Raw genomic sequence first — 17,793 nt, 5'->3', positions numbered from 1 at the left:
GATTACCAGGCCAGACGCATGCTCGCCATCGCCGAGTGCGAGCGATCGCGATCGGCGAAGCGCTGGTCCATGCCGAAAGCCACCTGGGTACGCTCGTTGACGTCCCACGCCAGGTTCATGCCCAGCGTCGCCGCGCGGCGCGACAGCCCGATGCCGTCGACCGGTGCCCACTGCGAGAAGCCGGTGTAACGCGCGGCGAACACCTCGCCGCGCGTGGCGAAGGCATTCTGCCAGGCGACTTTCGCGTTGAGGTGGAACCGGCCGTACGAGGTCAGCCACGAACTCGTCGCACGCAGGCCGAACCCGGCCTGCCAACGGCTGGTGACGTGGTCGGGGGCGGCCAGGCCAAAACCGTCGCCGCCGTCCTCGGCGAAACCGTCGCGGCGAATGCTCGCGAACTGCACGTTGGCGAACGGCGACAGCGCGAAGGCGCCGGCCTGGGTGCGGTAGCCCACCTCGCCGTACGCGGCGCCGTAGCTGCCGTCCATGTCGCCACCGGCGAACGAGGCCTGGTCGCCGAACCGGAGCAGGCGGCGCGAATCGCCACGGAAGCTGCCGTAGGCGACACGGCCCACGCCATACCAGTTGGCACCGCGCAGGCCGCCGTAGAACATGCCTTCGGAGCCGCGGGTACGCTGGCGGTCGAAGTGACCGGACAATTGCCCGTTGCTGTTCATCTGAGCCACGGCCAGGCCCGCGAAACCGTTCGCGCCGACGGGGATGTCACGTCCGGCCACGCCGCCGGACAGGTTGAAGCCGACGTTGCCGAAGCCGGCGCGGCTGAGGCCACCCTGGCCGTCGAGCGACTGCGTCCAGGCGCCGGCCGGGGGATTGCCGTCGAGATGGGTCATCAGCGCGTCGTTGCCCGCCTCGATGCCCGCGAGCGTCACGGCCGTGCTTGCCGCGTACAGCTGGCCCGAGAGCGACGCCAGCGACGCCTGGGCGGTGGCCACGTCGCGCGACTGCTGCAGGCCGCCCGCCGCGGCCAGGGTGCCCGAGGCCACGCCCTGTGCCGTCGCGAGCGAACTGTCGATCTGCGCGAAAGCCGCGTCCACGCGCGGCGCGGCGGACTGCGCCGCGGCCGAGGTAGGCATCGACGCCTGCGACATCTGCGCCAGGCTGATATGCGAGGTGTCCAGCCAGACCTCGTTCGCGCCGTACTGCAGCGTGGTGGACAGCGTGATGCTGGCGTCCTTGGTAAAACTGCCGAAGGTGCCGCTCACCGACGATGCGGTCAGCACCTGCTGATGCGCCGCGGGGGTGTAGCCGCCGATGGCGCCGGCCGCGTGGAACTCGCCCGCCAGCGACGCCGAACCGCTCACGATCAGCGGCGCGCCGAGCAACTGCACGAGACGCCCGTTCGCGGTCTGGGTAAAGTCGCCGGCGATGTGCGTGGACGTGCCCGAGGTCTGCAACGTGCCGTTGTTGGTGACTGTGCCGCCCACGTCCGCGTGCGCGATCAGCTGGCTACCGCTTTCGATCGCGGCGGCGCCGGGCAGGTTGCCCATGCTTTCCAGGATGCTGCCGCCGGCCACGTCCGTTCCGCCGGCGAAGCTGTTGGAAAGGCTGCTCAGCGTCAGCCGGCCGGCACCGGTGGTCACCAGTCCGCCATTGCCCGTGATGTCGTTGGAAAAGGTCAGGTTGCCGCCCTGCACGTTCGCCGTGAACGTGCCGAAGTCGAGGCGGCCGGGACCGCGAATGGCCTTGCCCACGTTGAGCCGGCCGTTGCCGTACACGGCGTCGATGCCCGGGTCGCCGAGGTCATCGGCGGTGCCGAGGATGATCTGGCGCACCGCCGACATGTCCAGCGAGGGGAAAACGCCGGCCACGGCCGCGGCCGCGCCGGACACCTGGGGTGCCGCGAACGAGGTGCCCGACCAGATCTCGTACGTCGGCGACGCCGCCGTGGCGTTGGCGGCCAGGGCGATGACGGCGCCGGGGGCCGCGATGCAATAGTTCTTCGCGATGCCGCATTGGTCCGAGTACGACGCGAGGGTCGAGGTGTTGTTGCTGTCGAGGGCGACCGCGACGATCCAGCCTTTTTCCAACTGCGGCGCGCGCGACGGCAGGGCGGCGGTGTCCGACGGGTTGGCGCGGCCGTCGTTGCCCGCGGCGAAGACGAACAGCGTGCCGTTGGCGGCCGCGGCGTAGGCGTTGGCGAAGCTCGCCGTCACCGACGTGGCCGAGGCGTCCCAGTAGAGGCCCGCCCACGAATTGTTGACGACACGGGCGCCCCGGTTGATCACGTCGGCATTGACCGAACCCAATGGGTCGGCGGAGGTGACCTGATTGCCCTGCCCGCTACCGTCGTCGGTAGGCGTCTTGTCCTGGATGATTCGCGCGCTGACCAGCGATGCCCCCGGCGCGATGCCACCGGCGAAATAGCCCACCGGGGTGCCCGCCGCCATCTCGGACACGACGGTGCCGTGGCCGACCACGTCGCCCACCGAGGTGTTGTTGCTTGCCGGATCCACGTAGACGAGGCTCGCCTTCACCCGACCGGCGACCGCGGGATTGGCGGTGTTGATGCCGGTGTCGACGATGGCGATGGTGACGCCCGCGCCGAGCGCGCCGGCCGCGTGCGCGACGTTCGCGCCCGTGGCGGTCAGCTGCACGTCGATGGGGGGCTGCGGCGTGGTCGGCTGCGTGGGCGTCGTCGGCTGGGTCGGCTGCGTCGGCGTGGTGGGCTGCGTGGGGGTGGTCGGCGTCGTCGGCGGTGTGTCGATGCGCGTGGTGCGGCTGCCCCCGCCGCCGCCGCAGCCGGTGAGGCCCAGGCCTATGCAGACGGACAGCGCCAGCTGGCGCCGGATGGGCGTCGTTCGATTCATCGTTTTTTCCCCTGCCTTGAAGTCATGCACGCCGCGACCCATTCACGGACCGCGTGGCGTGGATGCTGCCACAAATCCCCGCGGACAAATGTCGATTTCCCTGCGTTTCTTTGCGGCACCGCAGATTGCCCCGCCGCGGGCCCCACTGCGATACTCGACGGGTTTTCCGCCTCGCGGGGCGGCCTTTGCGAGTCTTACGGAGTCCCCATGTCCGACATCGTCATCGCCGGTGCCAAGCGCACCGCCATCGGTTCTTTCCTCGGTCAGTTCACCGGCGTGCCCACCCCCGAACTGGGCTCGGTCGCCATCAAGGCCGCCCTGGAACAATCCGGCATCCCCGCCTCCGAGGTGAGCGAGGTCATCATGGGCTGCGTGCTGCCCGCCAACCTCGGCCAGGCTCCGGCGCGTCAGGCGTCGCTCAAGGCGGGCCTGCCTGTCTCCACCGGTTGCACCACCATCAACAAGGTCTGCGGCTCGGGCATGAAGGCCCTGATGCTCGGCCACGACCTGATCAAGGCGGGCTCGGCCGGCGTCGTCGTGGCAGGCGGCATGGAGTCGATGACCAACGCGCCGCACATGGTCAATGCGCGCACCGGCATCCGCTATGGCGATGGCCAGCTGGTCGACCACATGGCCTGGGACGGCCTCACCAATCCCTACGACGGCAAGGCGATGGGCGTTTTCGGCGAACAGTGCGCCGACAAGTATCACTTCACCCGCGAGGCGCAGGACGCCTTCGCCATCGCTTCCGTCGAGCGCGCCCAGGCCGCGCAGGCCGCCGGCGCGTTCGACGGTGAGATCGTCCCCGTCACCGTGCAGGGTCGCAAGGGACCTCAGTCGTTCGCCCAGGACGAGCAGCCGGGCCGTTCGGATACGGCGAAGATCCCCACCCTGCGCGCCGCCTTCCGCAAGGAAAACGGCACCATCACCGCCGCCAGCTCGTCGAGCATCTCCGACGGCGCGGCGGCCCTGGTGCTGCTCTCGGCCGACGACGCGAAGGCCCGCGGCGTGGCTCCGCTCGCCCGCATCGTGGCGCACGCCACCCATTCGCAGGAGCCTGAGTGGTTCACCACCGCGCCGGTGGGTGCCATCCAGAAGGTGCTCGACAAAGCCGGCTGGAAGGCCGGCGACGTCGACCTGTTCGAGATCAACGAGGCGTTCGCGGTGGTGCCCATGGCGGCCATGCACGAGCTCGGCTTGCCTCACGACAAGGTCAACGTGCACGGCGGCGCCACCGCGCTGGGTCACCCGATCGGGGCCAGCGGCGCGCGCATCGTGGTGACTCTTCTCAATGCGTTGACGGTCCGTGGGGCAAAACGTGGTGTCGCCGCGCTGTGCATCGGTGGCGGCGAGGCAACGGCGATCGCCATCGAACTGGTGTGACCCCGGGGTCTACAACGACGGCTGGCGCGATCGAAACCGTCACGCGGCGTGGATGGCCTTTAACAAGCCCTGAAGCCCGCACGACGGTTCGGTAGCTACTCAAAGACAAGTGAGCTATTAATACGCCGCCCTACGGCATTCCACGGTTAAGGAGAAACACCATGAATTTGACGCGTACCCTTCTCGCCTCTGCGCTCGTCGCGCTCCTGGCCGCTTGCAGCAACGGCGCGCAGGATTCCGCGCAGGACGCCCAGAAGTCGGCTGCCGATGCCCAGCAGCAGGCTGACAAGGCCCAGCAGGCCGCCGACCAGTCGCAGAACGCCGCGACCTCGCAGGCCGCCGACCAGGCTCAGCAGTCCGCCGACCAGGCCAAGGACGCCGCTGCCCAGGCCCAGGCCGCCGCCTCGGCGTCGACCGCCGGTGGTGCGTCGGAAGCCACTAAGGATGCTGCCGCCAACGCCGCGGACCAGGCCGAGAAGTCGGCTGACCAGGCCAAGGATGCCGCTTCCAACGCCGATAGCGCGAAGGACGACAGCAAGAAGTAAGCGCAACGTTGTTGCGATAAAAGCGGCCGCCTCCAGGGCGGCCGCTTTTTTTTGACGCGGCCGCCTATGGCGCTGTGAGCCGCCGGTCATCCGTCACGCGGTGCGCCGCGGCTGGCACGCGCGGCGATGCACGGACGATGCGCCCGCTCCGCCCTACCGCACCGCAGCGTTCGTGGTGCAATCCGCCCCGCTATGATGCCTGTTTGGTCCGAGCGCACCCGCAGCCCATGCCTATCCTCACCTCGCAGATCGATACCCGTTCGTCCGATTACCAGGCCGCGAGCCAGCGCCTGCGTGCGCTGACCGACGACTTGCGCGATACCTTGAGGCGCACCGCCGAGGGTGGCGGGGCCAAGGCACGTGAAAAGCACGTGGCGCGGGGCAAGCTGCTGCCGCGCGAGCGCATCCGCGCGCTGCTCGATCCAGGCTCGCCCTTTCTCGAAATCGCACCGCTCGCCGCGTATGGCATGTATGACGACGCGGCGCCCGCTGCCGGCGTCATCGCGGGTATCGGCCGGGTGATGGGTCAGGAGGTCGTGGTGCTCGCCAACGACGCCACGGTCAAGGGCGGCACGTATTTCCCGATGACGGTAAAAAAGCACCTCCGCGCGCAGGAGGTGGCGATGGAAAACCGCCTGCCCTGCCTTTACCTCGTCGATTCCGGCGGCGCGTTCCTGCCCCTGCAGGATGAGGTCTTCCCCGACCGCGAGCATTTCGGCCGCATCTTCTACAACCAGGCGCGCATGAGCGCCATGGGCATTGCGCAGATCGCGGTGGTGATGGGCTCGTGCACCGCCGGCGGCGCCTACGTGCCGGCCATGAGCGACGAGACCATCATCGTGCGCGAACAGGGCACGATCTTCCTTGGTGGCCCGCCACTGGTCAAAGCGGCGACGGGCGAGGTCGTGGACGCCGAAGCCCTCGGTGGGGCGGACGTCCATACGTCCGTCTCCGGCGTGGCCGATCACTTCGCCGAGAACGACGCGCACGCGCTGTCCATCGCCCGCGACATCGTCGGCTCGCTCAACCGGGTAAAAACCGTGCCGCTGGCGCTGCGCGCGCCGCGGGAACCGCGCTTCGCGGCGGACGAACTCTACGGGGTGATTCCCGAAGACACCCGCCGCCCGTTCGACATCCGCGAGGTGATCGCGCGCATCGTCGACGACTCCGACTTCCACGAGTTCAAGGCGCGCTACGGCAAGACCCTGGTCACCGGCTTCGCCCACATCCACGGCTATCCGGTCGGCATCGTCGCTAACAACGGCATCCTTTTCGGCGAGTCGGCGCAGAAGGGCGCGCATTTCATCGAGCTGTGCAACCAGCGCAACGTGCCGCTGGTGTTCCTGCAGAACATTACCGGCTTCATGGTGGGCCGCAAGTACGAAAACGCAGGGATCGCAAAAGACGGCGCCAAGATGGTGACCGCCGTGGCCTGCTCCCACGTGCCCAAGTTCACGGTGGTGATCGGCGGCAGCTTCGGGGCCGGCAATTACGCCATGTGCGGTCGCGCCTACGGCGCCCGCTTCCTGTGGATGTGGCCGAACGCGCGCATCAGCGTCATGGGCGGCGAGCAGGCGGCCTCCGTGCTCGCCACCGTGCGTCGTGACGGCATCGAAGCGAGCGGCGGCACGTGGAGCGCCGAGGACGAAGAGGCCTTCAAGGCCCCCGTGCGCGATCAGTACGAGCGTCAGGGCCACCCTTACTACGCCAGCGCGCGCCTGTGGGACGACGGCATCATCGATCCCGCGGACACCCGCCGCGTGCTCGGCCTGGCCATTTCGGCCTCGCTCAATGCCCCGATCGAGCAGGGCCGCTTCGGCGTCTTCCGGATGTAATCGATGTGCCCGGATCGCCGATGCGGTCGGCGCTCACGGGTGGGCCCCGGTCGTGTTGGCGAACGAGCTCGCGGCGGACTGAAGAGTTACGGCTAAGTCACTGACCATGTTACGCTCACCGGTCCATGCCTGACGTCACCGACAACACGCCTCACGTCTTCACGCCTTCCGCCCTGAACCGGCTGGTGCGCGACCTGCTGGACGACGCCTTGCCCATGGGCGTATGGATCGAGGGCGAATTGTCCAACGTGGCGCGCCCGGCCTCGGGGCATGTTTACTTCACCCTCAAGGACGCCAACGCCCAGGTGCGCTGCGCCATGTTCCGCATGAACGCGATGCGGCTGCGCTTCCGTCCCGCCGACGGCATGCACGTGCTCATGCGCGCCAAGGTGGGTCTCTATGAAGCGCGCGGCGAGTTCCAACTGGTGGCCGAACACATGGAGCCGGCGGGCGAAGGCGCGCTCCAGCGCGACTTCGAGCAGCTCAAGGCACGCCTCGGCGCCGAGGGCCTGTTCGACGCGGAGCGCAAACGCCCCCTCCCCGCCTTTCCGCGGCGCATCGGCGTCATCACCTCGCCGTCCGGCGCCGCCGTCCGCGACGTGCTGAGCGTTCTGGGCCGTCGCTGCGCGCTCGCCGAGGTAGAGGTGCTGCCGGTGCCGGTGCAGGGCCGCGAGGCACCGCCGGCGATCGCATCGATGCTGCGCAAGGCGTCCGCCAGCGGCCGTTATGACGCACTGCTGTTGACCCGGGGGGGTGGCTCGCTCGAAGACCTCTGGGCCTTCAACGATGAAGAGGTGGCTCGCGCTATCCATGCGAGCGCCGTGCCGGTCGTTTCGGCCGTCGGCCACGAGGTGGACTTCACCATCGCCGACTTCGTCGCCGACCTGCGTGCCGCCACGCCATCGGCGGCGGCTGAACTGCTGGTGCCCGACAGCACCGACCTCGAGCGACAGCTGCGACGCCTCAGGCATCGCATGGCCACGCTGATGGGACGCCGTCTGCAGGCCGCGGCGCAGCGCGCCGACCACTGGCAGGCACGACTCAGCGCCCAGCGGCCCCAGGCCCGTCTCGCGCGCGATACGCAGCGTCTGGAAACCCTTCGCCGTCGCCTGCTGACGGTCACCCGCCAGTCGGCCACGTTGCGCCAGGCGCGCCTGGCGCGCCTGGAAGCGCGCCTGGCTGCCTGCCACCCCCGACGGCGGCTCGAACCGGCGCGTCAGCGCGGCGACGAACTGCGGCAACGTCTCGTGCGCGCCATGGAGCGCGCGATTGAGCGTCAGCGGGCGGCTTTGTCCCAGCAAGGGCGCACGCTGCATGCGGTGAGCCCGCTGGCCACCCTGGAGCGCGGCTACGCCATCGTGTTCGACGAACGCGACGCTGTGGTGCGGCGGGCCGACGACGTCGCCATCGGCGAACGCGTGCGGGTGATGCTCGCCGAGGGCCAGATACACCTGCGACGCGACAGCTGAGCCGCCGCGACACGGCGCCTCACGATCGCTGAACGCCCCAGGGCCGATCATCGACGCATCTCCCGCCCCGAGGCCCTGTCCATGCTGCGGACGCATTATCCCTTTTACCTCGCCAATGCCCCGGTCACGTGCGAGGCCACGCTCGACGTCACCGACAAATACAACGGCCAGATCGCCACGCGCGTGTCGTTGCCGGATGCCGCCGCCCTGGAAAGCGCTATCGCCGCAGCGCACGCGGCCACCGGCGAGATGCGCCGGTTCAAACCCTACGCCCGGCAGGCCGTGCTCGAACACTGCGTGGCGCGCTTTCGTGAGCGCCGTGACGAACTGGCCTACGCCCTGTGCGTGGAAGCCGGCAAGCCGATCAAGGATGCCGCGGGCGAAGTCACCCGCCTGATCGACACGTTCAAGATCGCCGCGGAAGAGGCCGTGCGGATCAACGGTGAAACGATCAACCTCGAGATCTCCGAGCGCAGCGCGGGCTACCACGGGTATACGCGTCGCGTGCCGCTGGGCGCCGTGGCGTTCATCACGCCGTTCAACTTCCCGCTCAACCTGGTCGCGCACAAAGTCGCTCCCGCGATCGCGGCGGGTTGCCCTTTCGTGCTCAAGCCCGCGGAACGCACGCCGCTGGGCGCGCTGATCATCGGCGAGGTGCTCGCCGAAACCGATCTGCCCAAGGGCGCGTTCTCGATCCTGCCCATGCTTGGCCGCGATGCCGGGGCGTTGGTCACCGACCCGCGCCTGAAGATGCTGTCCTTCACCGGCGGCCTCATCGGCTGGGACCTCAAGGCAAAGGCGGGCCATAAGAGAGTCACGCTCGAACTCGGTGGCAACGCAGCCTGCATCGTCGACGGCGACCAGGGCGAACGGCTCGATGCCGTGGTGGATCGCCTGGTGTTCGGTGCGTTCTATCAGTCGGGGCAGAGCTGTATCAGCGTGCAGCGCATTCTCGCGCACGACGCCGTCTACGACGCCTTGCGCCAGCGTTTGGTAGCGAAGGTCGTGGCGCTGAAAGCGGGTGATCCGAAAGACAAGGACACGTTCCTTGGCCCCATGATCGACACGGCCGCCGCGGAACGTCTCCAGGCGTGGATTGGCGAAGCAACCGAAGGTGGCGCGACGCTGCTATGCGGCGGCCAGCGGCACGGCCCGATGCTCGAGGCGACGCTACTGGAAAACGTACCCCACGACGCGAAACTGCAGAGGATGGAGGCCTTCGGGCCCGTCGCGCTGTTACAACGGTTTGGCACCTTCGACGAGGCCCTGCGCATCGTCAACGACTCGGATTTCGGCTTGCAGGCTGGCGTGTTCACCGACAACCTGCGCCACGCCATGCGCGCCTGGGACGAACTGGAACAGGGTGGGGTCATCGTCAACGATGTGCCCAGCTTTCGCGTGGACAACATGCCGTATGGCGGCGTGAAGTCGTCAGGCCTGGGGCGGGAAGGCGTGCGCTATGCGATCGAGGATATGAGCGACGTGCGCCTGATGGTCGTTCGGGACGACGCCTGACGGACCCTCGTCAGACGCGTCGATCACCTGGGGCAGCCATGACGCCCCTACGACGCATGGCATATCGACGTGAGGCCCCGCGACTGGTGGGATAGACACCGGTAGTCGATCGCCACGGAGGGCGATGCCATGTCGGATTCATGCATGCGACGTATCCTTGGCACGTGGCTCCCCTTGGCAGCCATCGCCGCGTCGAGCGCCGCCCAGGCGGATCTCGCAGCGTCATCCTCACCGTCGCCCCATCCGCACGCCGGTGCATCGATCTATTTGTACGACTACACCGGAACCAACCACTGCACCATCGACATCACTCGCAGCGTGATCGGCGTGATGAGCCTATGGCGGGATAGCGAGCGATGCTCGAGCTACTGGGATAACGGCGCGCGCCAGATACGCATGGACAATCTTCCCGCCGGGAGTGTCATCACGCTTTACCGTCAGCGCACGTGCGGAGATACCCAGGATGTGATCCGTTTGACGATTACCGCGGATAACCACGGATCGTCTTATACGCTGGGACCTTACAAATTCGCGAACTTCACCCGGGATCAGGCGTCGCTACCGCTCGCCGGGGAGACGCAAAACGGCGACGCGAAGGGAACGATGAAGGTCATCTCGCGGCATCGCGCCACCTTCGATTATTTCTACTGCCTGACGTACCAGATTCCCTGAACGCCAACCACGGAGGGTACGCCATGTCCTGCTGGAAGATCGTTTTGGTGCTGGCCATCGTAGGGAACACGTCGGCAGGGCCCGCGATGGCGAAGGATGCGATGCCCGCCTCGTCGTCCGCGCACGCGCTGCTGAAGCAACCGGCCGGCCTGGACGCACTCAACGACACGCCCGCCCTGCGTTTCTACGACTATAACGACGGCAACCACTGCACCATTTTCATTCCGCCCGAAGCGACCTCCGGACGCATCCGGATCGAGGACCATCGCCTCTGCTACGAAAGCAAACGCAACCTGCGGGCATTGAAGATCGTCAATCTGCGACCCGGTACCGAGATCGTGCTTTACCGCGAGGGCAACTGCTCCGTCAGTAGCAACGAGGTCGTGCTCAAGGTACTGAAAGTGCCGGACGTGAATTACAAATGGGGAGCTTACGTCATCAAGCTGTTGAACCTCTCTTCCCGCCCGGTGGAATTGACGGATGGCGGCGCAACGGTCAGCGTGAGCGTGAAAACGAAAGAAAGCGAACTCAAGGCGTTCGGGTGCGTCAAATACGACGCAAAGTAGCCAGGCCATACCTCCCCCCTCACCCAAGGCACACCGATCGGCGCCGTCGCCGATGACGGCGGCTAGCCTGCATGCCACAGGCTATACGGCGCGCTGACCTTTCCGCGGGTTTCCCTGGTCCGACCGACACGGGTCATCCGCAGGGATGCCATGCGCCTATGCCGAGGCGTCGGGGATGACGTCGCGCCGCCAGACCGTCGCGGCTCGCCGGGGGCGAAGCCACGGCACCCTGTCGTACGGGAAAGACAAGGGTGGAAGACGGTCCAATCCCGCGATGCGCAGGCGTCTGATCATCGAACTGGCGCCACCGGCGGGATTCGAACCCACGACCTGTCGCTTAGGAGGCGACCGCTCTATCCAGCTGAGCTACGGCGGCTGACGGCGTAAGCATACCCAAACCCCGCGCACCGGTCATCCCGGACGCCGTATCGTGCGACGCGATTAAAACACATTTCGCTGTCGGCTCAGGCATCTCCATGGCGTGGCCACGAATACCGGCACTGATTTCCATCGCATTTTCCGGCGCGGCGAGTAGATTGGTTGCAGGGCGTGGCACGCCCACCCGCCGCGCGGATCAGCGGCTATTCCACCCAGGAAAGGATTCCCCCATGACCACGATCAACGACAGCGGCACCGCAGCCTCCTGGACACAGGTCACCTATTTCCAGATCTACAAGGTCTTCGCGTCGGCCAGCCCGGAAAGCGTCGGCCTGTTCGCCAACGGGCGACAGCAATGCCAGATCCAGGTCGAGTTTATCGCGCGCGACGACCGCGGCACGCCCGTCACGCTGACCGCATCCGACATCAGGACACATCTGCAACTGATCGACTACCGCAGCGGAGCGGTGATCGGCGAGGGCGCCACCGCCAACTGGTCGGTGTCGACCACGGGCAATGATTACGAATGGGACGAATCGGTCATCACCATGGTGCGCGATGCCCGCGGTGAAACGTTCGCGCAAAGCCAGGGCAACGCTAGCGCGACATCGCACCCACCCGCCCCGGCAAATCAGCAGAGGGTGACCTTGTACGTCTCCAGCGCGGTCGCCACCAGGCTGCAGGTCGGCGCCAAACTGAGCTACCCGACGGCCTCCAGGCCGGCCGCCATGACCAACGTAAGTTCGATCACGTTCAACGATCCACTGGGCAATGGCGAAGGACAGTTCAACTCGATGGTGATCATTGATGCGGTCGCTGGACCAGCGCTTTCGACGCAGGATTACGGTGACCGCAACCCGGATATGTCACTGGCGATGCAGCCGGTCGGCAACGAAAACCATTTCTTCCGGGCGTTTCAATGCCGGGTCAACGTCAACTTCGGCCGCCGCCGCTTCCCGTTGCGATCGGTCAGTGGGAGCAAAGGTGGCGCCAGTGGGTTTGCCGTCTACAAATATGGGTCGTTCGGCGCGAACTGGTTATGGGGCATGAGCTATTACGCTCAGCCGGGCGCCGCCAGCCCGGAACACTTTCCTTTGCCGCCACTGAGCTATGTCGACGTCGAAACACGTGGCCCGACGTCAGCCGATGGCGTCGACGACGCGTCGGCCAACGGCATCGCCAGGCTCGCCATCGAATGCATCACACGGATCGCCACGCGAGCCCAGGGAGATTCCACGGCGGCGCGACACACGCAGCGGCAGCCGGATGCCGGGCTGTACACGCGGTACGAGCCCATCAACATGCTGCGCCAGTGCGTCGGGGGCATCGATTCGCCCTCGGCGGACAGCGTGGTTGTCGGCGTGCTGGCCGGCAACCTGCGGGGGCGCTTCAAGACATCCACCGGCCTGGACACGCCGGAAGTGACCACCACGATGCTGTACCTGATGGACGTCTACGGCAACGAGCATGCGCTCAGGCTCGCGTTCAGCATGCAACTGCCGCAGCTGACGTTGACCAAGGCGTGATATCGGACATCGCCCGACGGGAGCTTGCCATGACACATCGATCCACCACGCCACCACACGCGGACCACATGAACGCCGAAAAAGTACAGGTGAGCTTCGACGTCCAGGTCGATCATCCCGTCGTGCTTGCCAACGGCCGACAGCAAAGCCGCGTCCGTTTCGGCGTCAGCATGACGGTAGGCGGTGCCGTCACGATGCCGACACCGGACGAGTGGGCCAGCATCCGGGTCATAGCGTATGACGGTGGCGATCCGCTGCCGCTGGACGATGACGACGTCAATGACGGGTGGTCGTCGCAACGGCGGCACCGAGGCTACCGTTTCGGCGAACCAGGTGCCCTCTCCGCCCCTGCGTCCCCAGGCGTGGACGCCATGCCCACGCCGTCCGCCTTTACGAACATCGACCTGTATGTATCGGCGGGTGAAGACCAGGCGAACATGCGCTTGACGATCGCCTTCTCTTTCGATAGCCGGGACGGTTGGCGCTACCGGACGAACGGTTATGCCACCTCACCGATGGGCGAAGACATTTACTACGCGCAGAACGACCTCGACCGTCACCAGGTTCAGGCGGCACCAGCGCCTCAGTACCAACCCGGCCAGATCACGTTGAACGGACAGCGCCAACCGCTACCGATCGACGATATGGTGGTAACGCTATCGCTTCCCGTACCGATCCGACGCATCGATTGCGATCCGCCGGGCATGATTCACTGGCGCAACCAGATGGGCGACGCCCCGTGTTTCACCGGGTTCGCGTCCGCCGGCGACACCGCCTACCAATGGATGACCCCGCTCCCCCCGAGCAGCACGCCATTACCACGCCCCAACGGAACGGTGCGATTGGCCACGATCGTGGTCTGCGCCCGAAACGATGTCCCGATCGCAGACAATCCGAACATGCCGCGTGGCCCCATCGCGCTGGCTGTACTCGACGACTATGGCACCACGAGCCGCTTCATGGTCCGCCTGGACGACACCGATCGCGGCAAGCTTGTCGTTTATTGATCCACCTCCCAAGGACGGGCAACACGATGACCATGCAACGGATGACCCTGGAAAACGGGGACATGTACTCCACCGCGTTCCAGTTCTACAGCCACATCCAGGCCAGCGTGGATCCCCGGACGGGGATGTACACCGCCTCGCTGGATCTGACCACCGGGGCGGGAAATCGCCTTCGCGGCCCGCATTTCCGCCTTCGCCTCGCCTATAGCCCATTGAGCAATATCGACGACGGCTTCGGCACCGGATGGCGGCTGAGCGTGACGGAGTTCGATGCGCAGGCGCTCATGCTCAGCCTGGCGACGGGCGATACGCACAAGATCGGCCCCTTCACGGACCTCGGACCTGTCAGCTTCCCCGACCGAAAGCTCGACAGCTGCTCATTGCGCATCACCCAGCTCTCGCCGGTACGCGCGGAGGTGGAACACATCACGGGGGAAATCGAAACGCTCGCTCCGCCACGAGGCATCGGCGAGGTCCTGCGCACCCACCGCATCATCCAATCCAACGGCGACGGCCTCACGCTGCACTGGGAGGTCACGGGTGCGGGCTATACCTGCCTGACCAAAGTAACCGACGACGACGGCGTCGAACTGCTGACCGTCGACTACACGGCCATCGCGTCACCGAAGATACTCATTCACAGTCACCAGGCCGATCCCCTCGTGATCGCATGCATCCTCGAGGGGCGCCAACTGGCCCGCATCGCCATTCCCACGCTCACCCAGATGAATCGGCAAAGCCGCGCGCACGACGGCGAGAACCCCGATGCCGACGAGGCCGATGAAGCGGTGTGGCAATTCACTTACGAGCGTCCGGACAACGGCCTCGTGCTGCTTTCTTCGGTGACCACGCCCGATGGCGTGCGGGAGAGCGTGTCCTACCAACGCACCGCGCTACGACTGCCCGCTGGCGCGCCCAGGCAATACATGCCCGCCGTCGCCGAGAGCATCCGTTCGGACGCGTCGTCCGGTGCGGTCAGGCAACGCAGCACCTTTCGTTACGACCTCTTCGGCCAGAACAATTTCTATGGCTATCCCGTCGTCGGGCGATGGGCGTCCAGCACCGACCAGTTGATTCATCTTCCCTTCGACCGGTCGTTCTTCTACGGATGCGTGGAAACCCGTACCACCGGCCAGGGCGAGGCAGCCGTCGTGCAGGTCGTGGAGCGTACGTATAACCCGTTCCACCTGATCACCCGGGAAGAAACCCGGCGTGGCACCGTCATCGAACGGATCGACACCCAGTACGGCATCGAGAGTGTCCCGTTCGAAGAGCAGCCGACGACCTTCCAGTTGCCGCGCGTGGTGACGACGACCCGGTACGAGCGCCGATCGGGGGAGCCGGACGGTCCCCGCCAGATCACGACAGTCGAGAACACCTACGACGACATGGGTAACCTGCTGTCGCGTTACGACACCGCGACCGGTATCACGGAGCGATCCACCTACTACCCCGCCGAGGGTGAAACCGTCGACGGCATCGCGGCGTGCCCGCCCGATCCGCAAGCGAAGGTGCGCAGGCTCAAGTCGCGGCAGATCGACCCCGGCCAGGGTCGCGGACCGATCCGGAGCACGCAGTATCGATATGGCGCGATCCGCAGCATCCATGCGTCGTCGGCCCACGACTATTACGTGCAGTCGTGCGAGGAAGCGATCGTCATGGACGGGGCACGTGTCCTGGAGCGCACCGTGCAGGCCTTCGTCGACGATCGTGGACCGCATCACGGCAGCCTTTTACGTGAGAGCCGGACGCAGGACGGCCTGACCGACACCCACGACTACCGCTACACGCTCGACGCCGACGCCGGCACGGTGACGACACTCACCACGCAGACCACGCACGACGGCATCCGGAACAGCTCCAGCGTGACCGTCCATCTCGTCAGCGGGCTGACCGAATCGAACCGCGATCTCGCGGGCAATCGCACGGCTTATCGCTACGACCTGCTCGGACGCATGGTCAGCGAAGTCGCCTCGCCCGACGATCCCGACTATCGGGTCGAAACGCGGTGGGACTACCTGCTGGAGGCGGGACGGCGCTGGGTGCAGCGCACCGGCGTCACGGGGCTTCGCCATCGCACGTGGCTCGACGAATACGGTCACCGGACACGGCAGGAAGAACCCATCTCCGCCGTCGCCTTGGCCCCCGTGGAAGACGCCGTCCACGATGCGATGGGACAGGTGCTCAGCGAGACGCGTCGCGATTACCTCCCCGACGGGCTCGAACGGGCATGGACCACCCGTTACACCTACGACGACTGGGGGCAAGCGTGCGTCGTCGAAGCGCCCGATGGCAGCCGGACGCTGACGGGTACCTCCCTGTTGTCGGACGCGTCGCTTTACGGCGACGAGGTGATCTCGCGCACCCTTCAGTGGCAGGAACATGGCGACGGCACGAGAACCGGCTGGACCGAAACCCACACGGATGCGGCCGGACGCAAGCGCCTTGCGCGGCGCGGCACATGGAACCCCGACGGCACACCCAACGCCATGCCCGCCACCCGCTGGGACTACGACGGGCTGGGGCGTTGCGTCGCGGTGACCGATCCGCTCGGCCGGGTCACGCGGCAGACCTGGGACGATTACGACCGGCTGGCCACGACCCAGCTCCCGGACGGCACGACGGTGGTACGCGAGTACGCCCCTGGGCAGGCAGACGAACTGATCGCGACATTGAACGTGCTTCCGCCCGATGGCGCTCCAGCGCTGGCGCTTGGCAAGCGCGCATGGGATGGCCTGGGTCGATTGCTGCGGGAGGACGCCGGCAGCCTGGTGACACGGCACGAATACCGGCCCGACCAGGCCAACGCATCGGCCAAGACCATGCCCGGTGGTGGGCGCATCGAGATGACCTACGACAACCGCCTGCAGGAAGTGCTGTTGTCGGCAACCCTCAGGGGTACCGGCGAACGGGCCGACGCCAACCTGAGGACGGCCCGCTACGACCGACGCCTGGGCCTGCCCTCGACCGTCGAGACGTCCGGCCACGTCATGGATATCCGCACCGACTATCTCGGCCGCATGACCGAGCAGGACGTCACGATCCAGGGCGATGTCCGGCGCACGAGCAAGGTCGAGGTCTCTCCCGCTGGCCGGGAGCTGACCAAGACCGGTGTCGACGGCGTGTCGCGGCAGATCGGTTACGACGCCCTTGGCAGGATGGACTACATCGACGACCGCGACGTGCGGATCACGCTGGGCTACGACGCATTCTCCCGGCTGGAACGACGCGATACCCTCGCGACCGACGGATCGGCCCGCAGGGTCATCGAACGACGCGACTACGATCCGCTGGGCCGGATCGCGGCGCACGCCTGGCAACACCTCGCGAGCGACGGCTCCGTCGACGGACGGCGGATGGCGATCGAATGGACCGACGACGACAAAGTGCGGAGCAAGACCTGGTACGACGCGAGCGAGGGGGGGCGGCAGGTTCGACACGAAACGATGGACTACGACGCACGCGGACGACTCGTCGATCACGCGATCGAGGCATCCGCGCAGGACGAACTGCCGCGGGACGAACGGGACGCACCCTACACCCGGCAGACGTTCGCGCATGACTGTATCGACAACCTCGTGGAGGTCACCACCGAACTCGCCGATGGCCGCGTCAACGTCACACGCTACACCTACGACGCGGTCGACCGCGACCGGCTCATCGGGGTGAGCAACAGCCTGACGGGATATCCCGGTTACGGCACCGCCCTGACATTGCGGTACGACGCCAACGGCAACCTCGTCGACGACGGCATGGGCCGGCTACTGTCCTGGGACGCCGCGGGACGCCTGGCGTCGGTCACGCTGGCCGACGGGTCCACGGTCGACTACGGTCACGGACCGGACGGGCTCGTCAGCCGTATCGTCCGCGACGGCATCACCACGTTCCGCTATCGCGAGGACGGCGCGGTGAGCTATGAAACGTCGTCGACCGACCAGCGACGCTACATCCGTACCCAGGGCGGCATCGTCGCCGAAACGCTGATCGCCGGCGCGATCCGCCGGAGCTGGCTGCTCGGCGTCGACCCGCAGGGGTCCGTCGTGATCGAAGCAGCCGGCAACGGCTGAGG

Annotated in this window: 11 protein-coding genes and 1 tRNA gene; 10 read left to right on the top strand and 2 right to left on the bottom strand. The window is 66.8% G+C overall.

The annotated features are described in order from the left end of the window. Positions 1-2: 2 nt before the first annotated feature. Positions 3-2,828 (bottom strand): S8 family serine peptidase, encoded by a 2,826-nt coding sequence (locus PI246_RS03050; RefSeq protein WP_320549807.1) that lies wholly within the window; start codon positions 2,826-2,828, stop codon positions 3-5. 207 nt (positions 2,829-3,035) lie between these two features. Between PI246_RS03050 and PI246_RS03045 the strand changes: the two genes are divergently transcribed. The 7 genes from PI246_RS03045 (at position 3,036) to PI246_RS03015 (ending at position 10,813) form a co-directional block, all read left to right on the top strand. Then, positions 3,036-4,211 carry an acetyl-CoA C-acyltransferase gene (locus tag PI246_RS03045; protein WP_320549806.1) on the top strand — a complete coding sequence of 392 codons (1,176 nt, stop codon included), beginning with the start codon at positions 3,036-3,038 and terminating at the stop codon, positions 4,209-4,211. A 161-nt stretch (positions 4,212-4,372) separates the two neighbouring features. Then, positions 4,373-4,756 carry a hypothetical protein gene (locus tag PI246_RS03040; protein ID WP_320549805.1) on the top strand — a complete coding sequence of 128 codons (384 nt, stop codon included), beginning with the start codon at positions 4,373-4,375 and terminating at the stop codon, positions 4,754-4,756. Positions 4,757-4,983: 227 nt separating this feature from the next. Beyond that, positions 4,984-6,591 (top strand): carboxyl transferase domain-containing protein, encoded by a 1,608-nt coding sequence (locus PI246_RS03035; RefSeq protein ID WP_320549804.1) that lies wholly within the window; start codon positions 4,984-4,986, stop codon positions 6,589-6,591. 125 nt (positions 6,592-6,716) lie between these two features. Then, positions 6,717-8,060, top strand: coding sequence for an exodeoxyribonuclease VII large subunit (gene xseA, locus PI246_RS03030; RefSeq protein WP_320549803.1), 1,344 nt, complete (start codon positions 6,717-6,719; stop codon positions 8,058-8,060). 81 nt (positions 8,061-8,141) lie between these two features. Beyond that, entirely contained in the window at positions 8,142-9,575 is a 1,434-nt protein-coding gene (locus PI246_RS03025) for an aldehyde dehydrogenase family protein (RefSeq protein ID WP_320549802.1), read from the top strand. 144 nt (positions 9,576-9,719) lie between these two features. Beyond that, a complete protein-coding gene (locus tag PI246_RS03020) occupies positions 9,720-10,247 on the top strand; it encodes a hypothetical protein (RefSeq protein ID WP_320549801.1) in 528 nt (175 codons plus the stop codon). 47 nt (positions 10,248-10,294) lie between these two features. After that, complete coding sequence (locus tag PI246_RS03015) at positions 10,295-10,813, top strand: hypothetical protein (RefSeq protein WP_320549800.1); 519 nt, start codon at positions 10,295-10,297, stop codon at positions 10,811-10,813. Between the two features lie 299 nt (positions 10,814-11,112). On the opposite strand, the gene PI246_RS03010 is transcribed toward PI246_RS03015, so the two are convergent. Then, positions 11,113-11,189, bottom strand: a tRNA-Arg gene (locus PI246_RS03010). A 232-nt stretch (positions 11,190-11,421) separates the two neighbouring features. On the opposite strand from PI246_RS03010, the gene PI246_RS03005 reads away from it, so the two are divergent. From PI246_RS03005 to PI246_RS02995, 3 genes are all read left to right on the top strand, one after another. Beyond that, positions 11,422-12,717: a hypothetical protein gene (locus PI246_RS03005; protein WP_320549799.1), complete on the top strand. Its 1,296-nt coding sequence runs from the start codon at positions 11,422-11,424 to the stop codon at positions 12,715-12,717. A 122-nt stretch (positions 12,718-12,839) separates the two neighbouring features. Beyond that, positions 12,840-13,724 (top strand): hypothetical protein, encoded by an 885-nt coding sequence (locus tag PI246_RS03000; RefSeq protein ID WP_320549798.1) that lies wholly within the window; start codon positions 12,840-12,842, stop codon positions 13,722-13,724. A gap of 26 nt (positions 13,725-13,750) precedes the next feature. Then, complete coding sequence (locus PI246_RS02995) at positions 13,751-17,791, top strand: RHS repeat domain-containing protein (protein ID WP_320549797.1); 4,041 nt, start codon at positions 13,751-13,753, stop codon at positions 17,789-17,791. Positions 17,792-17,793: the final 2 nt, after the last annotated feature.

The sequence above is a fragment of the Luteibacter sahnii genome (assembly GCF_034063545.1).
Classification (GTDB): domain Bacteria; phylum Pseudomonadota; class Gammaproteobacteria; order Xanthomonadales; family Rhodanobacteraceae; genus Luteibacter; species Luteibacter sahnii.
The sequence above is the reverse complement of the archived record's forward strand: the minus strand, read 5'-3'. Positions and strand labels throughout refer to the sequence as shown.

Excerpts from the sequence above, each read along its gene's own strand:
- PI246_RS03025 (WP_320549802.1), top strand. The coding sequence starts at position 8,142 with ATGCTGCGGACGCATTATCCCTTTTACCTCGCCAATGCCCCGGTCACG.
- PI246_RS03020 (WP_320549801.1), top strand. The coding sequence starts at position 9,720 with ATGCGACGTATCCTTGGCACGTGGCTCCCCTTGGCAGCCATCGCCGCG.
- xseA (WP_320549803.1), top strand. The coding sequence starts at position 6,717 with ATGCCTGACGTCACCGACAACACGCCTCACGTCTTCACGCCTTCCGCC.
- PI246_RS03040 (WP_320549805.1), top strand. The coding sequence starts at position 4,373 with ATGAATTTGACGCGTACCCTTCTCGCCTCTGCGCTCGTCGCGCTCCTG.
- PI246_RS03005 (WP_320549799.1), top strand. The coding sequence starts at position 11,422 with ATGACCACGATCAACGACAGCGGCACCGCAGCCTCCTGGACACAGGTC.
- PI246_RS03035 (WP_320549804.1), top strand. The coding sequence starts at position 4,984 with ATGCCTATCCTCACCTCGCAGATCGATACCCGTTCGTCCGATTACCAG.
- PI246_RS03050 (WP_320549807.1), bottom strand. The coding sequence starts at position 2,828 with ATGAATCGAACGACGCCCATCCGGCGCCAGCTGGCGCTGTCCGTCTGC.
- PI246_RS03045 (WP_320549806.1), top strand. The coding sequence starts at position 3,036 with ATGTCCGACATCGTCATCGCCGGTGCCAAGCGCACCGCCATCGGTTCT.
- PI246_RS02995 (WP_320549797.1), top strand. The coding sequence starts at position 13,751 with ATGACCATGCAACGGATGACCCTGGAAAACGGGGACATGTACTCCACC.